The organism is Brevundimonas sp. (assembly GCF_004210735.1).
Lineage (GTDB): Bacteria > Pseudomonadota > Alphaproteobacteria > Caulobacterales > Caulobacteraceae > Brevundimonas.
Genome location: NZ_SDZL01000020.1, coordinates 1 through 20,367 on the forward strand (window position 1 = coordinate 1; position 20,367 = coordinate 20,367).

At 68.5% G+C, this 20,367-nt stretch carries 21 protein-coding genes and 1 pseudogene; 13 read left to right on the forward strand and 9 right to left on the reverse strand.

Features of this window, described 5'->3' with window-relative positions; translation table 11 throughout:
- The 3 genes and pseudogenes from EON91_RS05995 to EON91_RS06005 all read right to left on the reverse strand — a co-directional run.
- Positions 1-465 (reverse strand): annotated as a pseudogene (locus EON91_RS05995) (shikimate dehydrogenase); the annotation flags it as partial.
- Positions 462-1,067 carry a nucleoside triphosphate pyrophosphatase gene (locus EON91_RS06000; RefSeq protein ID WP_366250167.1) on the reverse strand — a complete coding sequence of 202 codons (606 nt, stop codon included), beginning with the start codon at positions 1,065-1,067 and terminating at the stop codon, positions 462-464. The pseudogene EON91_RS05995 and the gene EON91_RS06000, both read right to left, overlap by 4 nt.
- Entirely contained in the window at positions 1,064-1,933 is an 870-nt protein-coding gene (locus tag EON91_RS06005) for a pyruvate, water dikinase regulatory protein (protein WP_292092464.1), read from the reverse strand. The genes EON91_RS06000 and EON91_RS06005 overlap by 4 nt, the downstream gene beginning before the upstream one ends.
- Positions 1,934-2,453: 520 nt before the next feature.
- On the opposite strand from EON91_RS06005, the gene hemE reads away from it, so the two are divergent.
- The 10 genes from hemE to EON91_RS06055 all read left to right on the forward strand — a co-directional run bounded on the left by hemE (position 2,454) and on the right by EON91_RS06055 (position 12,712).
- Positions 2,454-3,488, forward strand: coding sequence for a uroporphyrinogen decarboxylase (gene hemE, locus EON91_RS06010; protein ID WP_292092466.1), 1,035 nt, complete (start codon positions 2,454-2,456; stop codon positions 3,486-3,488).
- Positions 3,485-4,522 carry a ferrochelatase gene (gene hemH, locus EON91_RS06015; protein WP_292092468.1) on the forward strand — a complete coding sequence of 346 codons (1,038 nt, stop codon included), beginning with the start codon at positions 3,485-3,487 and terminating at the stop codon, positions 4,520-4,522. Before hemE ends, hemH begins: the two co-directional genes overlap by 4 nt.
- Complete coding sequence (locus EON91_RS06020; protein ID WP_292092470.1) at positions 4,519-4,983, forward strand: CopD family protein; 465 nt, start codon at positions 4,519-4,521, stop codon at positions 4,981-4,983. The genes hemH and EON91_RS06020 overlap by 4 nt, the downstream gene beginning before the upstream one ends.
- A gap of 315 nt (positions 4,984-5,298) precedes the next feature.
- The gene (gene rho / locus EON91_RS06025; protein WP_292092474.1) at positions 5,299-6,801 is read left to right on the forward strand and encodes a transcription termination factor Rho; all 1,503 of its coding nucleotides are present in this window, start codon (positions 5,299-5,301) and stop codon (positions 6,799-6,801) included.
- Positions 6,802-6,867: 66 nt separating this feature from the next.
- On the forward strand, positions 6,868-7,095 hold the full coding sequence (locus tag EON91_RS06030) for a DUF6489 family protein (RefSeq protein WP_292092477.1): 228 nt from the start codon (positions 6,868-6,870) through the stop codon (positions 7,093-7,095).
- Positions 7,096-7,114: 19 nt separating this feature from the next.
- Positions 7,115-8,422, forward strand: coding sequence for a tRNA uridine-5-carboxymethylaminomethyl(34) synthesis GTPase MnmE (mnmE, locus tag EON91_RS06035; protein WP_292092480.1), 1,308 nt, complete (start codon positions 7,115-7,117; stop codon positions 8,420-8,422).
- Between the two features lie 70 nt (positions 8,423-8,492).
- Positions 8,493-10,379 (forward strand): tRNA uridine-5-carboxymethylaminomethyl(34) synthesis enzyme MnmG, encoded by a 1,887-nt coding sequence (mnmG, locus tag EON91_RS06040; protein ID WP_292092483.1) that lies wholly within the window; start codon positions 8,493-8,495, stop codon positions 10,377-10,379.
- Positions 10,376-10,999 (forward strand): 16S rRNA (guanine(527)-N(7))-methyltransferase RsmG, encoded by a 624-nt coding sequence (rsmG, locus tag EON91_RS06045; RefSeq protein WP_292092484.1) that lies wholly within the window; start codon positions 10,376-10,378, stop codon positions 10,997-10,999. Before mnmG ends, rsmG begins: the two co-directional genes overlap by 4 nt.
- A complete protein-coding gene (locus tag EON91_RS06050; RefSeq protein ID WP_292092486.1) occupies positions 10,989-11,804 on the forward strand; it encodes a ParA family protein in 816 nt (271 codons plus the stop codon). Before rsmG ends, EON91_RS06050 begins: the two co-directional genes overlap by 11 nt.
- Before the next feature lie 23 nt (positions 11,805-11,827).
- A complete protein-coding gene (locus EON91_RS06055; RefSeq protein ID WP_292092488.1) occupies positions 11,828-12,712 on the forward strand; it encodes a ParB/RepB/Spo0J family partition protein in 885 nt (294 codons plus the stop codon).
- 13 nt (positions 12,713-12,725) lie between these two features.
- On the opposite strand, the gene EON91_RS06060 is transcribed toward EON91_RS06055, so the two are convergent.
- The gene (locus tag EON91_RS06060) at positions 12,726-13,160 is read right to left on the reverse strand and encodes a hypothetical protein (RefSeq protein ID WP_292092489.1); all 435 of its coding nucleotides are present in this window, start codon (positions 13,158-13,160) and stop codon (positions 12,726-12,728) included.
- 63 nt (positions 13,161-13,223) lie between these two features.
- Between EON91_RS06060 and EON91_RS06065 the strand changes: the two genes are divergently transcribed.
- On the forward strand, positions 13,224-13,412 hold the full coding sequence (locus tag EON91_RS06065) for a hypothetical protein (protein WP_292092491.1): 189 nt from the start codon (positions 13,224-13,226) through the stop codon (positions 13,410-13,412).
- A gap of 178 nt (positions 13,413-13,590) precedes the next feature.
- Here the strand turns inward: EON91_RS06065 and holA are convergent, their stop codons facing one another.
- The 4 genes from holA to EON91_RS06085 form a co-directional block, all read right to left on the reverse strand.
- Positions 13,591-14,643 carry a DNA polymerase III subunit delta gene (gene holA, locus EON91_RS06070; RefSeq protein WP_292092492.1) on the reverse strand — a complete coding sequence of 351 codons (1,053 nt, stop codon included), beginning with the start codon at positions 14,641-14,643 and terminating at the stop codon, positions 13,591-13,593.
- 18 nt (positions 14,644-14,661) lie between these two features.
- Entirely contained in the window at positions 14,662-15,150 is a 489-nt protein-coding gene (gene lptE, locus EON91_RS06075; RefSeq protein WP_292092495.1) for an LPS assembly lipoprotein LptE, read from the reverse strand.
- Positions 15,150-17,729, reverse strand: coding sequence for a leucine--tRNA ligase (gene leuS / locus EON91_RS06080; protein ID WP_292092497.1), 2,580 nt, complete (start codon positions 17,727-17,729; stop codon positions 15,150-15,152). Before leuS ends, lptE begins: the two co-directional genes overlap by 1 nt.
- A 76-nt stretch (positions 17,730-17,805) precedes the next feature.
- The gene (locus EON91_RS06085; RefSeq protein ID WP_292092500.1) at positions 17,806-18,258 is read right to left on the reverse strand and encodes a DUF3576 domain-containing protein; all 453 of its coding nucleotides are present in this window, start codon (positions 18,256-18,258) and stop codon (positions 17,806-17,808) included.
- A 350-nt stretch (positions 18,259-18,608) separates the two neighbouring features.
- On the opposite strand from EON91_RS06085, the gene EON91_RS06090 reads away from it, so the two are divergent.
- The gene (locus tag EON91_RS06090; RefSeq protein ID WP_292092501.1) at positions 18,609-19,010 is read left to right on the forward strand and encodes an NtrZ family periplasmic regulatory protein; all 402 of its coding nucleotides are present in this window, start codon (positions 18,609-18,611) and stop codon (positions 19,008-19,010) included.
- Positions 19,011-19,028: 18 nt separating this feature from the next.
- On the opposite strand, the gene EON91_RS06095 is transcribed toward EON91_RS06090, so the two are convergent.
- Positions 19,029-19,649: a thiamine phosphate synthase gene (locus EON91_RS06095; protein WP_292092502.1), complete on the reverse strand. Its 621-nt coding sequence runs from the start codon at positions 19,647-19,649 to the stop codon at positions 19,029-19,031.
- On the opposite strand from EON91_RS06095, the gene EON91_RS06100 reads away from it, so the two are divergent.
- Positions 19,648-20,361 carry a YggS family pyridoxal phosphate-dependent enzyme gene (locus tag EON91_RS06100; RefSeq protein WP_292092503.1) on the forward strand — a complete coding sequence of 238 codons (714 nt, stop codon included), beginning with the start codon at positions 19,648-19,650 and terminating at the stop codon, positions 20,359-20,361. The two genes, EON91_RS06095 and EON91_RS06100, sit on opposite strands and share 2 nt — an antisense overlap.
- Positions 20,362-20,367 lie beyond the last annotated feature (6 nt).

Genomic DNA, 20,367 nt, shown 5'->3' on the forward strand with positions numbered 1-20,367 from the left:
CCGCACCTGCGCCCCGGCGGCCACCAGCGCCCCGGCCCCGGCCCGCGCCGCGCCCCCGGCGCCCAGCAGGGCCACTGTCGCGCCCTGCAGGCTCAGCCCCGGCGCCTGCCGCGACAGGGCGTACAGCACGCCTGCGCCGTCCGAACTGTCAGCGCGCGCGCGTCCCCCGGCGAAGGTCAGGATGTTGGCCGAACCGGTCGCCCGAGCGGTGTCGCTGACCACATCGGCGGCGGCGAAGGCCTGTTCCTTGAACGGCGCGGTGACGTTGAAACCGGCCACCAGCCCGGCGCGCCCGGCGGCGATCAGGGCCTCGAACCCTGCCGCATCGGCGGGGGCGAAGGGGACATAGGCGGCGTTCATCCCCGCCGCCGCCAGCCAGGCGTTGTGGATGACAGGGCTGAGCGAATGCGCCACCGGCTGTCCGGCGACGCCCCCGACCACGGCCGCGCCCGTGACCCGGCTCATGTCAGCAGCACTCCGGCCCGGCGCAACTCGGCCAGCACCGGCCACAAGGGCAGGCCCAGGACGGTGAAGAAGTCCCCCTCGACCGCCTCGAACAGCTGCGACCCCATTCCCTCCAACCGGTAGGAGCCGACGCAGGCCAGCAGGCCTTGCCCCTCGGCCGCCAGATAGGCGTCCAAGAAGGCGTCGGAAAAGTCGCGCATCCGCATCGCGACGCTGTCCACACCCGACCACACCACGGCGCCGTTGACGGCCAAGGCCGCGCCTGAATGCAGATGATGGGTCCGGCCGCGCATGGACTTCAGCCGGTTCCGCGCCTCGTCCAGCGACTTCGCCTTGGAAATCAGGCCGCCGTCGAAGGCCAGGGTCTGGTCCCCGCCCAGCACCCAGGCCTCGGGATCCAGCCGCGACATGGCCAGCGCCTTGGCCCGCGCCAGCTCCACGGCCAATTCAGCGGCGTCCAGATGGGCGTGGGCCCTCTTGATCGCGTCCTCGTCGACCTCGGCCGTGCGGACGGTGAAGTCGACCCCGGCCTCGGCCAGCATGGCCCGGCGCGCGGCGCTGCCGGACGCCAGGATCAGGCGGGTGTCGGTCCGGTCGCTCACCAGGTCGCTCCGATACGGTGGGTGCGGCGTTCGCTCAACAGGTTGACGATGGCGGCGGCCGTCTCCTCGACCGAGCGACGGGTCACGTCGATGGTCGGCCAGCCGCGCCGCTCGAACGCCCGACGCGCCTTGATCGTCTCGTCCCGCACCGCCTCATGGTCCACATAGTCGGACGCCCGGCTGGCGTTCAGCCCCTCCAGCCGGTTGCGGCGGATCTGGACCAGCCGCTCGGGCGACACCGTCAGGCCGATGACCAGCGGGTTCTTCAGCGCGACCAGACGCTCTCCGTCCTCCTGGCCTGGCACCAGCGGCACATTGGCGGCGCGGATGCCCCGGTGCGCCAGATAGATGCAGGTCGGCGTCTTGGAGGTGCGGCTGACCCCGCACAGCACCACGTCGGCGCCCTCCAGCTGTTCGACCGTGCCCTGGCCGTCATCGTGGGCCATGGCGAAGTCCAGCGCCGAGATGCGGTTGAAATAGTCGTGGTCCAGCGTGTGCTGGGCGCCCACGCGCGTCGACAGGCTGGCCCCCAGATAGCGCGACAGGGCCCCGACCAGCGGGTCCAGCGCGCCGATCTGCGGCATATCCAGGCGGCGACAGCCTTCCTCCAGCTGTTCGCGCAGCTCGCGATCCACCAGAGTGTGCAGCACCACGCCAGGGGCCGAGGCGACCTCTTCCAGCACCCGCTCCATCTGTTTGGGCGAGCGCACCAGCGCATAGATGTGCTCGATGGGAATGACGCCGTCGAAACGGGCCGTCACCGCCTTGGCCATGGCGTTCAGCGTCTCGCCGGTGGAATCGGACACCAGATGGACGTGGAAATAGGTCGCCAGCCTCGAGGGGCCTTGGGAACGGGCGGGGCTCATGATCGGGCCTCCCTTGTGGACAGGCGGTGGGCGACGATGAACTTTCCGGGCGCCGGCCTGGGCGCCGAAAGCCCGCGTCTGGGCGCCGATCTCTATAGCGAGGGCAGGGGCGGGCGGCGAGCGGGGATGATGCGGGATGAAAGCCGGGGTTCGGCGCCGGACTGTCCCATGGCCCGAACTGCCCTCTCGAAGCCTTGTGGAGAGTCCTAACGAAACCTTAACGGCGCCCCCGTCCAGGGTCGTCGGCGCCCGTGACGGCGCCCAGGCCGGTCTTGCGTCGAAACGCCGCCCTACCGGGATACGCCCTCGGTTATCCACGCTGTCCACCGGGAGCGCGCAGACCGTCTGAAACCCCGCGCCGGCGGGCGGGGATAACCCGGGAATGACGCGGGATGACCGGGCGTTTGTCCCCGTCATTCCACCCTCCAAGACTCTTCTACAGACCTTCTTTTAATTCTTATTTGAACAGGGAAGAGGGGCGAGGCTTGAGAGGACAGGTCCGGCCCCGTAAGGCATCCGAATGACCAAGCCCGCGCTGATCAGGGTCCTTGAGGGCCAGACGACCGAACGCCCGCCCGTGTGGTTCATGCGCCAGGCGGGACGCTATCTGCCCGAGTACCGGGCGCTGCGGGCGCAGGCGCCGGACTTCATCGCCTTTTGCCTGAACCCGGAAATGGCGGCCGAGGCGACCCTGCAGCCGATGCGGCGGTTCGGCTTCGACGCAGCCATAGTCTTCGCCGACATCCTGCTGATCCCCGGCGCCCTGGGCCAGAAGGTCTGGTTCGAGGCGGGCGAGGGGCCCCGCCTGGGCGCCCTGCCGTCGGTCGAGTCGATGCGTGACCTGGCCGCCGGGGCGGGAGAAGCGCTGAAGGCCGTCGGAGAGACGCTGTCCATCGTCCGGTCCCAACTGGAGCCCGAGCGCGCGCTGATCGGCTTTGCGGGCGCGCCCTGGACGGTCGCCACCTATATGCTGGACGGCGAGGCGCGCACCATCGGCAAGGGCGAGCGCGCCCAGGCCCGCACCTATGCCTATGCCGAGCCGGAAAAGGTCGCGGCGGTGTTGGACGTGCTGGTCGAGGCGACGGCCCATTATCTGAAGATGCAGCAGGACGCCGGCGCCCAAGTGCTGAAGATCTTCGAAAGCTGGGCCGAGGGCCTGCCCGACGATCTGTTCGAAAGCCTGGTGCTGAAGCCGCATCAGAAGCTGGTTGCCCGCGCCCGTGAGCTGGGTGTCACTGTCCCGCTGATCGGCTTCCCCCGTGGTTCGGCGGCCCTGGCCGAGCGCTATGCGACCGAATGCGACGTTCAGGCTGTGGCGCTGGACACCGCCTGTCCGCTGGCGGTCGGCAAGCGCGTGCAGGCGATCAAGCCGATCCAGGGCGCGCTGGATCCGCTGCTGCTGCGCGCCGGCGGTCCGGCCTTGGATCGCCGGGTGGATCAGTTGATTGAGGCCTGGGGCCAGGGGCCGTGGATCTTCAACCTGGGCCACGGCATCCTGCCGGACGTGCCGATCGCGCACGTCGAACAGGTGCTGAAACGGATCGGCGCCCAATGAGCCGCATCGCCGTCGTCCTGTTCAATCTCGGCGGCCCGGACGACCAGGCCTCGGTGCGGCCGTTCCTGTTCAACCTGTTCAACGACCCGGCGATCATCGGCCTGCCCGGTATCCTGCGCACGCCACTGGCCAGGCTGATCTCCAGCCGCCGGGAAAAGAGCGCCCAGGCCAACTACACCCTGATGGGCGGGGGATCGCCGCTGCTGCCCGAGACGCGGAAACAGGCGGCCGCGCTGGAAGGCCTGCTGGCCGCCCGCCGCCCGGTCGACACGGTCCGGACCTTCGTCGCCATGCGCTACTGGAGCCCCTTCGTCGCCGAGACGACGGCCGAGGTCGCGGCCTTTGCGCCGGACGAGGTGGTGTTGCTGCCGCTGTATCCGCAGTTTTCCACGACGACGACTGAGTCCTCGTTCAGGGAATGGCGCCGCACCTATCGCGGCCCGGGCGCCGAACGGGCGGTCTGCTGCTATCCCCAGGCCAGTGGGTGGATTGAGGCCCAGGCGGCCCTGATCCGCGCGGCGCTGGACCAGGCGGGCGACCGACCGGTGCGGGTGCTGTTCTCGGCCCACGGCATCCCCGAGACCCTGGTGACGAAGAAGGGCGACCCCTATCAGGAACAGGTGGAATCGACCGTCGCCGCCGTGGTTGAACGGCTGGGCCTGACCGATTGGGCCATCTGTTACCAGAGCCGCGTCGGGCCGATGAAATGGCTGGGCCCCTCGACGCCCGAGGCGCTGGAACAGGCCGGGCGTGATGGCGTCGGCGTGGTCGTGACGCCCATCGCCTTTGTCTCCGAACACATCGAAACCCTGGTCGAGCTGGACATTGAATACGCCGAGCTGGCGCATCAGAACGGCGTCGCCCCCTATATCCGCGTCCCGGCCGCAGGCGTGACGCCGGCCTTCATCGAAACCCTGGCCGACGCGGCGCTGAACGCCCTGCCGCGCGGCGGGACCGCGCCGTTCGGTCCCGGCTGCCGGGGCGACTGGAAGGCCTGTCCCCGGGATCGCGCCTGCCAAGGGAGCGTCGCATGACCGCCTATGATCTGGCCCGGGGCCTGCACATTCTGGCCGTCATCGCCTGGATGTCCGGCATGCTCTATCTGCCGCGCCTCTACGCCTATGACGCCGAACAGGCGGCCAAGCCCGAGCCGTTGCGGTCCGAGATGCAGGCCCTGCTGCGCACCTGGCAGGCGCGGCTGCTGCGCATCATCATCAATCCGGCGATGATCCTGGCCTTCGTCTTCGGCGGCTGGCTGATCTGGATCGACGGCACGGCGCGCGGCTGGGACGTGTTCCAGCAGCCGTGGATGGTGACCAAGCTGGCCGGCGTTTTCCTGCTGGCCGCCTGGCACAGCTTCCTGGCGGGCCAGCGCAAGAAGATCGCCGCCGGAACCTCGACCCGCTCGGCCCGCTTCTGGCGCATGTCGAACGAGGTGCCGTTCGTCCTGGCCATCGTGATGGTGCTGTCCGTCACACTGGAGTGGACATTCTAGGGCGCCACGCTCGCGACGCGGTCGCTCGCCGCTTGAGCGCGGGCGCGAAGGGCCACAGGCCGTGTCGGGTCGGGAGGTCCCGCAGGGCCGACGACCACGGTCCACTCATAAGCCTCCGCTTGACCTGACGGGGCGTTTCGTGGTTCCGCTGGCGGCGAACCGTGGGGCGTGATCCGCCTGCGGTCCCTCTCTTTTTGCGACGCCTGCCGGTTTGACCCGCGGGAGCCCGTCGTTTCCCCTTCGGCCGCAAGGCCGCGACTTCCAGTCCTGAATGCCCCCGGCGTCCCTTGGCGCGCGGGCGCGAGCGAGCCTGCCATGACCGACATCCGCGACACCGACCCCGATTCGCCGGAAACCGAAAACCTGGAGCCGGCCGCCGAGCCGAAGCGCCGGACCCTGTCGCTGGGCCGTGGCTCGTCCGAGCCCGAGGCCCCCGCGCCGGTGGCCGAGGCCGAGCCGGAGCGGGAAGCCGCCTCGACGCCCCAGGACTTCAGCGGCATCGACACCTCGGCCGAGGAAGACGAGGACGATGATGGCGAACCCATCGTCCCCAATGGCCGCATCACGCTTCAGGAACTGAACGAGAAGACCCCGGAAGAGCTGGTCGCCTTCGCCGAGAGCCTTGAGATCGAGAACGCCGGCAACCTGCGCAAGCAGGACCTCCTGTTCGCCATCCTCAAGACCCTGGCCGACGAAGAGGTCGAGATCATCGCCGACGGCGTGCTGGAGATCCTGCCCGACGGCTTTGGCTTCCTGCGCTCGCCCGATGCCAATTATCTTCCGGGTCCGGACGATGTTTATGTTTCTCCGTCGCAGATCCGCCGCTTCGGCCTGCGCTCGGGCGACACCATCCACGGGGCCGTGCGCGGCCCGCGTGAGGGCGAACGCTATTTCGCCCTGCTGAAGGTCGACACGATCAATTTCGAAGACCCCGAAATGGTCAAGACCAAGGTCCTGTTCGACAACCTGACCCCGCTCTATCCCGAAGAGCGGCTGCACATGGAAATCCAGGATCCGACGCTGAAGGACCGCTCGGGCCGGGTCATCGACATCGTCGCCCCGCTGGGCAAGGGCCAGCGCTGCCTGATCGTGGCGCCGCCGCGCGTGGGCAAGACGGTCATGTTGCAGAACATCGCCAAGTCGATCGAGCGCAACCACCCCGAGGTTTTCCTGATCGTCCTGCTGATTGACGAACGCCCGGAAGAAGTCACCGACATGCAGCGCACGGTGAAGGGCGAGGTCGTGGCCTCGACCTTCGACGAACCGGCCACCCGCCACGTCGCCGTCGCCGAAATGGTGATCGAAAAGGCCAAGCGCCTGGTCGAGCACAAGAAGGACGTGGTGATCCTGCTGGACTCCATCACCCGTCTGGGCCGCGCCTACAACGCCACCGTCCCCTCGTCGGGCAAGGTGCTGACCGGCGGCGTCGACGCCAACGCCTTGCAGCGGCCCAAGCGCTTCTTCGGCGCCGCGCGGAACGTGGAGCAGGGGGGCTCGCTGACCATCATCGCCACCGCCCTGATCGATACCGGCAGCCGGATGGACGAGGTGATCTTCGAAGAGTTCAAGGGCACCGGTAACTCGGAAATCGTGCTGGACCGCAAGGTCGCCGACAAGCGCATCTTCCCGGCCATCGACGTGCTGAAGTCCGGCACCCGCAAGGAAGACCTGATCACGCCGAAGGATCAGCTGACCAAGACCTATGTGCTGCGCCGGATCCTGAACCCGATGGGCCCGCAGGACGCGATCGAGTTCCTGCTCGACAAGCTGCGCCAGTCCAAGAACAACGGCGACTTCTTCCAGTCGATGAACACCTGATCGACATAACCGTGGTATGGCCGGGTGTTTCACGTGAAACGTCCGGCGTTTTCCGGAGCGACGACGATGAAGATGAACGTCGAGATCGACTGCACTCCGGCCGAGGCCCGCGCCTTTCTGGGCCTGCCCGACGTCACGCCGCTGAACGACCATCTGGTCGCCGAAATGCAGAAGCGGATGGAGGCTAATGTCGCCGCCATGCAGCCGGACGAACTGATGAAGACCTGGACCAGCTTCGGCCTGCAGGCCCAGGACCAGTTCCGCCGCCTGATGGAAGCGGCCGTCAAGCCGTAGGCTGAACCGCGACTTCGCCATGACCGACACCATCTTCGCCCTCGCCACGCCTCCCGGTCGGGGCGCCGTCGCCATCCTGCGCCTGTCCGGGCCGGGGGTGGGGGACGCGCTGTCGGCGCTGGGCGCGCGTGGGCTCAAGCCGCGTCTGGCCTCGGTCCGCGACCTGAGGCGCGGCGGCGAACTGATCGACCAGGCGCTGGTCCTGCGCTTCGTTGCGCCCCATTCCTATACCGGCGAGGACTGCGCTGAGCTTCAGCTGCACGGCGGCCGCGCGGTGATCGAGGCGGCCAGTCGCGCCCTGATCGCCCTGGGTCTGCGCCCCGCCGAACCGGGCGAGTTCACTCGCCGCGCCTTTCAGAACGGCCGCATGGACCTGGCCCAGGCCGAGGCCGTGGCCGACCTGATCGACGCCGAGACGACCGCGCAAAAGGCGCAGGCCTTGGGCCAGCTGGACGGCGCCCTGTCCGCCGCCTACGCCGGGTTCCGCCGCGACCTGCTGAAGGCCCTGTCGCTGGTCGAGGCCGAGATCGACTTTCCCGATGAAGAGGTGCCGGACAATCTGGCCCGCACCGCCGGGCCGGTGCTGGACGCCCTGGCCGCCGACCTGCGCGCCGCCCTGTCGGACGCCGATCGGGGCCGGCGGGTGCGCGAGGGCTATCGCATCGTCCTGATCGGCGAGACGAACGCCGGCAAGTCGTCGCTGTTCAACGCCTTGATCGCGCGCGAGGCGGCCATCGTCACCCCGATCGCCGGGACCACGCGCGACGTGCTGGACGCCGACATCATGATCGGCGGCTACGCCGTGACCCTGTCGGACACCGCCGGCCTGCGCGACAGCGACGACGTGGTCGAGGCCGAGGGGATCCGCCGGGCTCGCGTTCGCGCCGCTGAGGCTGACCTGCGCCTGTGGGTGCGCGCCCCGAACGAGGTGGCCAGCGCCGCCGCCGACTATGTCCGACCGGGCGATCTGGTGGTGTTGAACAAGGCCGACCTGGGCGCCGCCCCGCCCGTCGATGGGTTCGAGACCCTGACCCTCAGCACACTGACAGGGCAGGGGATGCCTGCCCTGCACGACTGGATCGCCGCGCGCCTGCAACGCGACCTGTCCGGCGCCGACTTCCCCGCCGTCACGCGCGAACGCCATCGCCGCCGTCTGACCGAGGCGCTGGCCGCCGTCGAGACGGGCCGCCAAGCGCTGGACCGCGCGCCCGAAATGGCCGGCGATGATCTGCGGCGGGCGGCCGACGCCCTGTCCCGCGTCACCGGCGCCATCGGCGTCGAGGATATCCTAGGGGAAGTCTTCTCAACCTTCTGCATCGGCAAGTAGGAACGTTTCACGTGAAACAGAGCGGGCCGCCGAGGTGGCGATCAGGCCCCGTTTCGACTATGTAGCGCCTATGAGTTCCTCCCCCGACTTCACCTTCGACGTCGTCATTATCGGCGGCGGGCACGCCGGTTGTGAGGCGGCCGCCGCCTCGGCGCGGGCCGGTGCGCGCACCGTGCTGCTGACCCAGAAGCTGGAAACTGTCGGCGAGATGTCGTGCAACCCGGCCATCGGCGGTCTGGGCAAGGGTCATCTGGTGCGCGAGATCGACGCCCTGGACGGCGTCATGGGCCGGCTGGCCGATGTGTCCGGCATCCAGTTTCGCCTGCTGAACCGCTCCAAGGGCGCGGCCGTGCGCGGTCCGCGTAGCCAGATCGATCGCCGCCTGTACCGCGAGGCGATGCAGGCCGAGCTGGCTCAAACCCCGAACCTGAGGCTGATGGCGGGCACGGCCGAGGGCCTGATTCTGAGCGGCGACCGGGTGGTCGGTGTCACGACCGGCGCGGGCGAAACGATCCGTGCCGGCGCCGTCGTCCTGACGACCGGCACCTTCCTGAACGGGGTGATCCACCGCGGCGACCTGCGCATTCCGGCCGGGCGCTATGGCGAGGATCCGTCCACCGGTCTGGCCGCCGATCTGCACGGCGCCGATCTGATGATGGGACGGCTGAAGACCGGCACGCCCGCGCGACTGGACGGCCGCACCATCGCCTGGGACCGGCTGGAAATGCAGGCGGCGGACGACGAACCCGTGCCGTTCAGCTTCCTGACCGACCGGATCACCGTGCCCCAGATCGCCTGCGGCATCACCCATACGACCGAAGAAACCCACCGCATCATCGCCGACAATCTGGGCGAAAGCGCCGTCTATGGCGGGCATCTGTCGGGGCGGGGACCGCGCTATTGCCCCTCGATTGAGGACAAGGTGGTCCGCTTCGCCGACAAGACCAGCCATCAGGTCTTCCTGGAGCCCGAGGGGCTGGACGACCCGACCGTCTATCCGAACGGCATTTCGACCTCGGTGTCGGACACGACTCAGATGGCCTTCCTGCGGACCATGCCCGGACTGGCGGCGGTTGAGGTGTTCCGTTTCGGCTACGCCATCGAATACGACTATGTCGATCCGCGCGAACTGACCCCGGCGCTGGAGGTCAAGAAGCGGCCTGGCCTGTATCTGGCGGGCCAGATCAACGGCACCACGGGCTATGAAGAGGCGGGGGCCCAGGGCCTGATCGCCGGGCTGAACGCCGCGCGCGCCGCCGCCGGTTCCGACCCGATCATTCTGGGCCGCGACCAGGCCTATATCGGAGTCATGATCGACGACCTGGTCACGCGCGGTGTGACCGAGCCCTACCGCATGTTCACCAGCCGGGCGGAATATCGCCTGACCCTACGCGCCGACAATGCCGATCAGCGGCTGACGGCCATCGGCGGGGCCGCCGGAATCGTTGGGCCTGAAAGGGCCGCCGCTTTTACCGCCAAGGCCGAAGCTCTGGCGGAAGCGACGCGTGTTTCACGTGAAACCGTCTTCACCCCGAAGGAAGCAGGGGCTTTGGGCGTCACCGTAAACGCCGACGGACAACGTCGCTCGATGCGGGACCTGTTGGCCTATCCCGGTGTTGATCTGACGACGTTTGAAGCTGTCTGCCCCGCCATCGGCGGCTGGAACGCCGCAGTGCGTGAACAGGTCGAGATCGACGCGGGCTACGCTGGCTATCTGGATCGCCAGACGGCCGAGGCCGAGGCCCTGCGTCGGGAAGAGGGGTTGGGCCTGCCCGCCGACCTCGACTACGCCACCATCGGCAGCCTGTCGAATGAGGTGAAGGAGAAGCTGGTCCTGATCCGCCCGCGCACCCTGGGCCAGGCCGGCCGGATCGAGGGCATGACCCCCGGCGCCTTGACCGCCCTGCTGGCCCACGTGAAGCGCACCGTGGAACAGGTTCAGGCGGTCGTCGCGTGAGTGCCGATCCCGTCGCCGCCTTCCGCGCCCAGACCCAGGCCACGGACCAACAGATCGCCGATCTGACAGCCTTCCTCGGCCTGCTGACCGAAGCGAATGAGGTGATGAATCTGGTCGGGCCCGACAGCCTTCCCGACTTCTGGAACCGCCACGCGTGGGACAGCGCCCAGCTGTTAGCGATCCAGCCGGACGCCCTGACCTGGGCCGATCTGGGGGCCGGCGCCGGCTTTCCCGGCGTGGTGCTGGCCATCATGCTGAAGGGGCGACCCGGCGCACATGTCTGGCTGATCGACAGTCTGGGGAAGCGGTGTCGTTTCCTGCAGTACATCGTCGATGCGCTGGATCTTCCGGCCACGGTCATCAACGGCCGGGCTGAGGCCCAGAGGATCAAGGTCGATGTCGTCACCGCTCGCGCCGTGGCGGCGATGGAAAAACTGTTGGGTTATGCACAGCCTTACCTTCAGCGCGGTGCACAAGGCCTGTTTCTGAAGGGAGAGAAAGCCGAAGCTGAGTTGCTAGAGGCGGCCAAGGTCTGGCAATTTGAAAGCGACCTGATCGTCTCGCGCAGCGACCCGCGCGGACGTATCGTTCATATCCGGAGTCTTCGCCGTGGCCGTTGAGAAGCAGACTCGCGTACTGGCCGTGTCGAACCAGAAGGGCGGGGTGGGCAAGACCACCACCGCCATCAACCTGGGAACGGCGCTGGCGGCCATCGGTGAAAAGGTGCTGATCGTCGATCTGGACCCGCAGGGCAATGCCTCCACCGGCCTGGGTGTTCCACGTGAAACGCGTCGGGTGACGATCTATGACGTCATCGTCGATGGCCGCCCCGTGGATGACGCCGCCGTTCAGACGGCGGTGCCGGGCCTGTTCATCGTCGCAGCGGACCCGGACATGTCGGGCGTCGAGATCGAACTGAGCCAGGCGGATCGCCGATCCTATCGCCTGCGCGACGCCTTGGCGAAACAGGGCGGGGATGGCCATACCCGGTACGACTATGTGCTGATCGACTGCCCGCCGTCGCTGAACCTTTTGACGTTGAACGCCATGGCGGCGGCGGATGCGGTGCTGGTGCCGCTGCAGTGCGAATTCTTTGCGTTGGAGGGGCTGACCCAGCTGATGCGGACCATCGACATGGTGCGTCAGAGCCTGAATCCGGCGCTGGAAATCCAGGGTCTGGTCCTGACCATGTACGATCGCCGCAACGCCCTGTCCGGTCAGGTCGCCAACGATGTGCGCAACCATTTCGGCGACAAGGTCTATGAGAGCGTCATCCCCCGCAATGTTCGGGTGTCCGAGGCGCCGTCGTTTGGCAAGCCGGCCCTGATCTACGACCTGAAATGCGCCGGCAGTCAGGCCTATCTGCGCCTCGCCCGCGAGGTCGTGGCCCGCGAACGTCAGCGTCGTCAGGCGCTGGCGGCCTGAAGTAACAGAACGGAATCTGCATCGTGTCCGAACGTCAGCGTGGTCTTGGCCGGGGTCTCTCGGCGCTTCTGGGTGAACCCGTCGCCGAGAGCGCGCCGGTCGACGGCGGCGCTGCGCCTGCGGGCGTGCGCGCCGTGCCGATCGAGAGCCTGAAGCCCAATCCCGACCAACCGCGCCGCCATTTCAGCGCCGAGACGCTGGAGGAATTGACCGCTTCGATCCGCGACAAGGGCGTGCTGCAGCCCATTCTGGTGCGGCCCCAACCGGGCGAGGAGGGGGTCTATCAGATCATCGCCGGCGAGCGCCGCTGGCGTGCGGCCCAGGCCGCCCGGCTCAAGTCGGTGCCGATCATCGAACGGGCCATGGACGACGTCGAGGTGATGGAGGTCGCCATCATCGAGAACGTCCAGCGCGCCGACCTGAACCCGGTCGAAGAGGCCATGGCCTATGCCGCCCTGATCTCGCGCTTCGGCCGCACCCAGGACGCGCTGGCCGGCGTGGTGGGCAAGAGCCGCAGCCACGTCGCCAACACCCTGCGCCTGATGCAGCTGCCGGATTCGGTGCTGGAGCATGTGATGGAGGACCGGCTGTCGGCCGGCCACGCCCGCGCCCTGATCACCGCCCGCGACCCCGAGGCCCTGGCCCGCGAGGTCCTGGCCAAGGGGCTGAACGTCCGCCAGACCGAGGCCCTGGCCCGCCGCTCGGCCGAGGGCCCCAGGCCGACCAAGGCCAAACCTGCGCCGTCGGGCGAGGGCGCCGCCGACATCGCCGCCCTGGAACAGGATCTGGCCGATGCCCTGGGCCTGAAGGTCGCCCTGTCGGACAAGGGCGGCAAGGGCGAACTGACCATCAAATACGCCACCCTGGAACAGCTCGACGACCTGTGCCGCCGCCTGATGCGGGGGTGAGTCCCGGGGCGCGCTAGCCTGCAGAGCAGGGGTCAGAGGGCCAAGCCACAGGCGCCTGGTAGAAGGCGGCGCCGGTTCGCTCGTTCACGACCAGAGCCCCTGATCGTTCCTGAGCACACACAGCGTAGACAACCACCGGGGCGGGGCTTTCCGTCCAGCCTGCGGCCCTGACGACGCGTTCGGCTGTGGCCGCATCCTCAGCCAAGGTCATTGCCCGGACCATCTCGGGAATTTGCGAAGTGGGAAGCCTGAAGCTCAGCGTCTGGGCGTTGCTGTCCAGATCGTGGATGTCATGCAACGCATAGGCGTCTTGCGGCACGAAAGCGGGAATCCAGCCCCTCTTGATAGCGCCGGCGAGGCGCGCGGTTTCGTAGTCGGCATAGCGCTCGTCCTTGACTTCCGAACAGGCGGCGACGGCGATGGTGGCCAGGATGGCGATGGCTCTCATCCCCTCAATCTCGCTCACCGTTCGCGGGTCAGCAATGAGCCGGGTTCGTGCTAGACTGCACTCATGACCGACCAAACCGACAAGACCAGCGCGACCGAAGCTCTGAAACGCGCCCTCGCGGCCAAGAAGGCGGGCGGCGCCGGCGGCCAGCCGGGAAACCAGAACATCGGCAAGGCGCCCGAAAAGGCCATGCAGCGCCAGGCGGCGGCGATGAACAAGCCCGCCTTCCGCAAGGCGTCGAAGCGGGGGTGATGCATACCCTCCCTCTCTCCCGATGGGAGAGGGTAAGGAGCGCTGCGATTGGCAAGGGTGAGGGGCGAAGGCTCAAGCCGACGCACGCCGCCACGCCACGGCTTACGCCGAAGGTCCCGTTGGAACCCTCATCCGGCCCTGTGGGCCACCTTCTCCCTTTGGGAGAGGGGCATGGCCTCTAAAGCCCCATCCGCCGCGCCCGGGCGGAAATCTCCAGCAGCAGGCGTTCTGCAATCAGCTGTTCGGGCATGCCCGTGGTCTTGGTGGCGACGTCGGCGGTGTTGACGCTGTCCTGGACCTCATCCAACGCCTCCAGACGCCAGCTGCGGGCCTGACGCAGCATCTCAGCCTCTTGCTTCCAGAACACGCCGGCAGCCTTGGCGGCCTCTTTGGCGCCCGCGCCGTTCTGCTGCAAGATATTGATCCGGCGCAGTTTCCCCAGGTGGATCGAGGCCATGCGCACGGCCATGACGGCGCTCTCGCCCTCGGCCAGGGCGCGGCGCAGGCCCGATTGCGCGGGCGCCGCCCGGCCGCCGAACGCCTGAAGCGCGGCGTCGGACAGGGAGGCGTCCGGCTCGACGCCCAGATGCTCGTCCAGCTCGGAGATATCGATGGTTCGGCCCGAGCCGGGGCCGATGTACAGGGCCAGCCGCTCGATCTCCTGCCGCATCAGGCCGCGTTCGCGGGGCAGGCGGGCGACGAACCGGTCCAGGGCGTCGCCGGTCAGGCCGACCTTGTCCGCCGCCAAGGCTTCGCGCGTCATCCGGGCGACGTCGCCGACCTCGTCCTCGTAAACGGCGATGCCCACGGCGCCGGACGCCTTTTCCGCCGCCTTGCGCAGGGCGGATTCGCGGCCCAAGGCCCCCGCCTCGATCACCAGCATGGCGTCGGGATTGTAGCCGCCCTCGGCGTGGACGGTCAGGGCGGCGGCCAGCGCCTTGTCCACGGCGGCCTTGGCGTCCGACAGGCGCACGCGCACCAGACGCCGTCCGCCGATCATGCTGAGCGCCGTCAGCGCCTCTTCCAGCTTGATCCCGTCGCTGTCGATGTCGGCTTCGGTCAGGAAGGTGACGTTGAACGGGTCGTTCAGGTCGGGCGTGATCGCCTTCGACAGCTGGGTCGCGCGTTCGGACACGCCGGAACGGTCCTTGCCGTGGATGAGCGCGGCGCGGACGTTGGCGTCCGGGGTCTTCAGGAAGCGGTCGACCTCGGGCCGTTTCGACAGGATCATGGCGTCAGGGCCGCCGCATCAGGGGCGAGCCGCAAGGGTCCGCATCAGGTCCAGCCGGATCAGGCGCGCCAGCTCGGCGGCGGCGCGCTCCTCGCCATCCTGCTGGGCGGCGATGGCGGCATAGGGCTGGTCGGCCGAGGCGTAGGTGACCGTGGCCGTCTGGCGCCCAGTAAGGGCCGTCCCGCCCGCCGTCGGTGTCAGGGTCCAGGCGCTGCGCACCGTCAGTTCGTAACGGGTGGCTGTGTCATCGACCCGGCGACCCAGGGCGCGACGCGACTGCTCGACCTCGGTCGTCAGGCGATAGAGGGGCTGGGCCTGGCGGTTCAGGCCCAAACTGTCCTCCAGCTGTTCGCGCAGGCGATAGCCCAGCCGGTCATCCGGGGTGCTGACCGCGATCCGCGTCAGGTCGCCCGAGACGCCGCCGTCGCCGTACAGGGGCGTGAAGCCGCAGGCCGAGGCCAGCAGGCTCGCGCCGCTCAGCGCCAGCACGACCCGCGGCCGACGCATCAGCCGGCCACCAGATTGACGATACGGTCAGGCACCACGATCACCTTTCGGACGGTCAGGTTGTTGGCCGAAAGGTAGGCCTGAACCGTCGGATTGGCGAGAGCCGCCGCCTCGACCGTCGCATTGTCCGAGCCGCGCGGCAGGACGACCTCGCCCCGACGCTTGCCGCCGATCTGGACGGGCAGGGTGACCTCGTCGTCGGCCGCCAGGGCCGCGTCGAACACCGGCCAGGGCGCGTCCAGCACCATGCCGTCCTGTCCTATCCGGGCCCAGCATTCCTCGGCCAGGTGCGGGGTGAAGGGGGCGATCAGGCGGGCCAGGGCCGACAGGGCGGTCGCCCGGGCCTCGCCGCCGGCCTTGTCGTGCTGACGGATGGTGGCAAGGAAGGCGTACAGCTTGGCGATGGCCGAGTTGAAGCGGAAGCCCTCGACCCCCTCGGTCACGGCCTTGATGGCCTTGTGCGTCTCGCGGATCAGGCTGGTGTCCTGGGCCTCGTCGCCGGCCTGGCCGGGCGCGAAGCCGTCGAATTCGGTCCAGACGCGCTGGACGAAGCGGCTGGCGCCCTCGACCCCGCCGGCGGACCATTGCACGTCCCGCTCGGGCGGGCTGTCGGACAGCACGAACAGGCGGCCGGCGTCGACGCCGTAAGCCTCGATGATGTCCTGGGGCGCGACGACGTTCTTCTTCGATTTGGACATCTTTTCGATGTCCCCGATCGAAACAGCGGCGCCGGTCGACAGGCGGCTGGCGACGCGCTGGCCGTCCACCATCTCGATCCGCACGTCGGACGGTTCGATCCAGCGCGGTTTGCCGCTGTCCTCATGGCCGTCGAAATAGGTTTCGTGGACCACCATGCCCTGGGTGAACAGGCCGGCGAACGGCTCCTTTACGTCCATCAGGCCCGCATCGGTCAGGGCGCGGCTGATGAAGCGGGCGTAGAGCAGGTGCAGCACCGCGTGCTCGACACCGCCGATATACTGATCGACCGGCAGCCACCTGGCCGCAGCGGCCTTGTTGATCGGATCGTCCGCCTTCGGATCGGCGAAGCGGGCGAAATACCAGCTGGAGTCCACGAAGGTGTCCAGGGTGTCCGTCTCGCGCCGGGCCTCGCCACCGCAGGACGGGCATCGGGTGTGCTTCCACGTCGGATGGCGGTCCAGAGGATTGCCGGGCACGTCGAAGGTCACGTCCTTGGGCAGTTCGACCGGCAGCTGTTCGGCCGGGACCGCCACGGGGCCGCAGGCCTCGCAGTGGATGATCGGGATGGGGCAGCCCCAGTAGCGCTGGCGGCTGACGCCCCAGTCGCGCAGGCGATAGATGGTCGCGCCCTGGCCGATGCCGGCCGCCTCGATCCGGCGGATCGCCTCGGCCTTGGCCGCCTCGATGTCCAGACCATTCAGGAAGTCGGAATGGAAGATGGAGCCCGGGCCGGTATAGGCCTCATCCGCCACGGCGAAGTCGTCGCCGGCGCCGTCCGGCCGGACGACCGGGATCACCGGCAGGTCGTATTTGCGGGCGAAGTCCAGGTCGCGCTGGTCGTGGGCCGGGCAGGCGAAGATGGCGCCCGTGCCGTATTCCGACAGGATGAAATTGGCGATCCAGACCGAAACCTCGGCCCCGGTGAAGGGGTGGATGACCTTCAGGCCCGTATCGCGGCCGATCTTCTCGGCCTGTTCGATCTCGGCCTGGGACGCGCCGCCCTTGCGGCATTCGGCGACGAAGGCGGCGACCGCCGGATCAGCCTCGGCCAGCTGTTTCGAGATCGGATGGTCGGGGGCCAGACCCATGAAGCTGGCGCCGAACAGGGTGTCGGGGCGGGTGGTGTAGATTTCCAGCCCGTCGTCGAAGCCGGCCGGCGCAGCGCCCGACCAGGCCCACTTCATCTGCAGACCCCTGGACCGGCCGATCCAGTTTTCCTGCATCAGGCGGACCTTTTCAGGCCAGCGGCCTTCCAGTTCCGACAGGCCGTCGATCAGATCATCGGCATACTGAGTAATGCGCAGGAACCATTGATTCAGCTTGCGCTTCTCAACCAGCGCGCCGGATCGCCAACCGCGCCCGTCGATGACCTGCTCATTGGCCAGAACCGTGTTGTCGACCGGGTCCCAGTTGACGACCCCGTCCTTGCGATAGACCAGACCACGCCGATACAGCTCCAGGAACCAGGCCTGCTGCTTGCCGTAATAGGCCGGATCGCAGGTGGCGAACTCACGCGACCAATCCAGCGACAGGCCCAGGAGTTTCAGCTGCTCGCGCATGTTGGCGATGTTGGACCAGGTCCAGTCGCCGGGGTGGACGCCGCGTTCCATGGCCGCGTTCTCGGCCGGCATGCCGAAGGCGTCCCAACCCATCGGATGCAGCACGTCGAAGCCTTGGGCCCGCTTGTGACGCGCCACCACGTCGCCCATCACATAGTTGCGGGCGTGGCCCATGTGGATGTTCCCGGACGGATAGGGGAACATTTCCAGCACATAGTATTTCGGACGGCCGGTGTCGGCGTTCGACACCGAAAAGGCGTCGGCGGCCGCCCAGCGGGCCTGCTGGCGGGGTTCGGCGGTCTTGGGCTCGTAACGGGCCACGGGCGGTCCTTGCGCCCGGCGCGCGGGCCTTGAAGTCAGGGGAGGAGGGGCGGACGCAAGCGCCGCCCCATCGGTCTTAGCGCGTGCGGGCCAGGTTCAGCTGACGCGCCTTGGTCAGGATGGCGTTTTCCAGATCCGTCTCGGTCTGGGCGGCCACCGGGGCGGCGGTCCATTCGCCGGTCTCGGTCTTGACCTGTTTGGCGATCGACACGTTCAGGGCGTCGGCGCGCAGGCGGCTGTCCAGAATGAAAACGGTGGCCTTGAACCGCTCGTTCGGGGTTTGCGGATTGGCGTACCAGTCATAGTTGATGACGCCGCCCCACGGGTCGGCGTTCAGCAGCGGCATGAAGGCGAGCGTGTCGAGCGAGGCGCGCCACAGGAAGCTGTTCACGCCGATGCTCTGGGTCTGTGCGGGCGCCTTGGCCTCGCCGCGACCGACGAAGGGCAGGCCGCCGCAACCGGCGAGCATCAGACCCGAGGCGATCAGGACGATCGCAGCGCCGCCACGGGCAGCCGACTTGGGGGCCATCAAGGATAATCTCCATTCAGGTGGAACGCGGCTGCAACCGTGCATGGATGACGGCTGCGCGCCAACGCCGCAACAGGCTCTATAACACGGCGAAAAGGGGCGATGACAAGGCGAAGGCGCCGCTTGATCGACCCTGATGCGGCCTTCGCGTGTCGGGCGAGCGGCCGGGCGCCCAATTCCCGTGACGCCCGAGCCACAGGAGTCGATGAAGAATCGCTGGAACCGCGACTATACGACCGCGTTGCGTTGACCGGGCGGACTTTGGGTGTCTAATCGCAAGGTCCACAGCTTTCGGGCTGGTTCAGGTTGAAGATCGCGGTCGTTTTTAAAGCCGCGGCGAAGGGTTGGGAATGCGTTTCGGCGCCGTCATCGCTGGAGCTTTGGGCGCGCTGGTCGTCGTCGGCATGGCCGATGTGGCCGCCGCGCAAACCCGCGCGCGTGCACCTGCCGTCAACCTGAGCGAAGCCGCCAACGCTTCGCAGCGTACCGGCGCCCAGCCGGCTCCAGCCCGTCGTGGCCTGCGTTTCAACGAAAACGGCCGCTGGGGCCTGAACCTGAACTTCAGCCAGCCGGTCGGTCGTGAGACTGAACTGGGGGATGTCGAGGCCGGGGCCTATTACCGTCTCAGCCCGCGCCTGCGCGTCGGCGCCGCCGCCGGCCTGGCCGCGCCTGAAACCGACCCGGCCCGCGCGCCGGAAACGGATCGCCGCACGCAACCCCGTCTGCGGTTGGAATCCATTTTCAAATTCTGACTACACAATGATGGCTGGTCAGGTCGCGAAGGCGGCCTGGATCGCGCCGACGCCCGCCAGGCCGCATGCGCCCGTGCCGATCAGCGATGGCGCATTTCCCGCCTCGATCCCCCCCAGGGCATAGACCGGCCGCCGCGCGGCCGCGACCAAGGCCGTAAACCGCGCCATCCCCAGCGCCGGCCGCGCGGCCGAGGCGCCGCCGGCCGAAAACACGGGCGACAGGACCAAGGCGTCCACCGGCGCATCCGCTTGCGGTCCGCCATGCCAGGCCCCGGTGATCAGCCAGTCCGGCCGTCGGGCGCGCAGGGCCGCCGCCTGATCCACCGCCCGCTCGGGCAGGTGCGCGCCATCAGCGCCGACCGCTTCCGCCAGATCGGGGTCCAATGCGATCAGCAGACGGACGCCCGCCGCCGCCGTCGTTTCGCGCAGCCGCCTCGCCATTTCCCCCGCGTCGGCCGCGCCGAAATGGCGATGGATCACCGCGGCCCCGGCGGGCAGGCGTCCTGCCGTCTCCCACGGGCGCGGGGTTCGCGCCGGATCGGTCAGGAACAGCAGCGGCGGCAGGCTGACAGCGGGGTTCGCGCGGTCTAGAGCGACAGCCGTCTCCCACAGAATCTTCGCCTCTGGCGTCAGGGTCATGACCATCTCATCCTCCGCTTCCGCCGCCCCGTCCATCGCCGACCGCTTCGCCGCCGTGCGAAAGCGGATCGACAAGGCCTGCCGCATCGCCGGGCGCGCGCCGGGCTCGGTCGTCCTGACCGCCGTGTCCAAGACCCAGCCGGCCGAAGCCATCGCCCAAGCCCTGGCCGCCGGTCAGCGGGTGTTCGGCGAGAATCGGGTGCAGGAGGCGCAGGGGCGCTGGCTGAATGACGGCTTCGACCGGTCCGCCGTCGAACTGCGCCTGATCGGTCCGTTGCAGTCGAACAAGGCCGCGGACGCGGTCGCGCTGTTCGACGTGATCGAGACGGTGGATCGCCCCAAGCTGGTGCTGGCCCTGGCCGAGGCGGGCCGCGCGCTGGATCGGACGCCGCGGGTGCTGGTTCAGGTCAACACCGGCGCTGAGCCCCAGAAGGCCGGGGTTCTGCCCGCCGAGGCCGACGCCCTGATCGCCTCGGCCTGCGAGCAGGGCCTGACGGTCGAGGGCCTGATGTGCATTCCACCGGCGGACGAGGAGCCCTCGCCCCATTTCGCCCTGCTGAAGAAGATCGCCGACCGCAACGGGCTGTCGGTCCTGTCGATGGGGATGAGCGGCGACTATGAGGCGGCGATCCGCCACGGCGCGACCCATGTGCGGGTCGGTTCGGCGCTGTTCGGGGAACGAAAGTCGCCGCAAACACCCTCTAAGGACTGACCATTC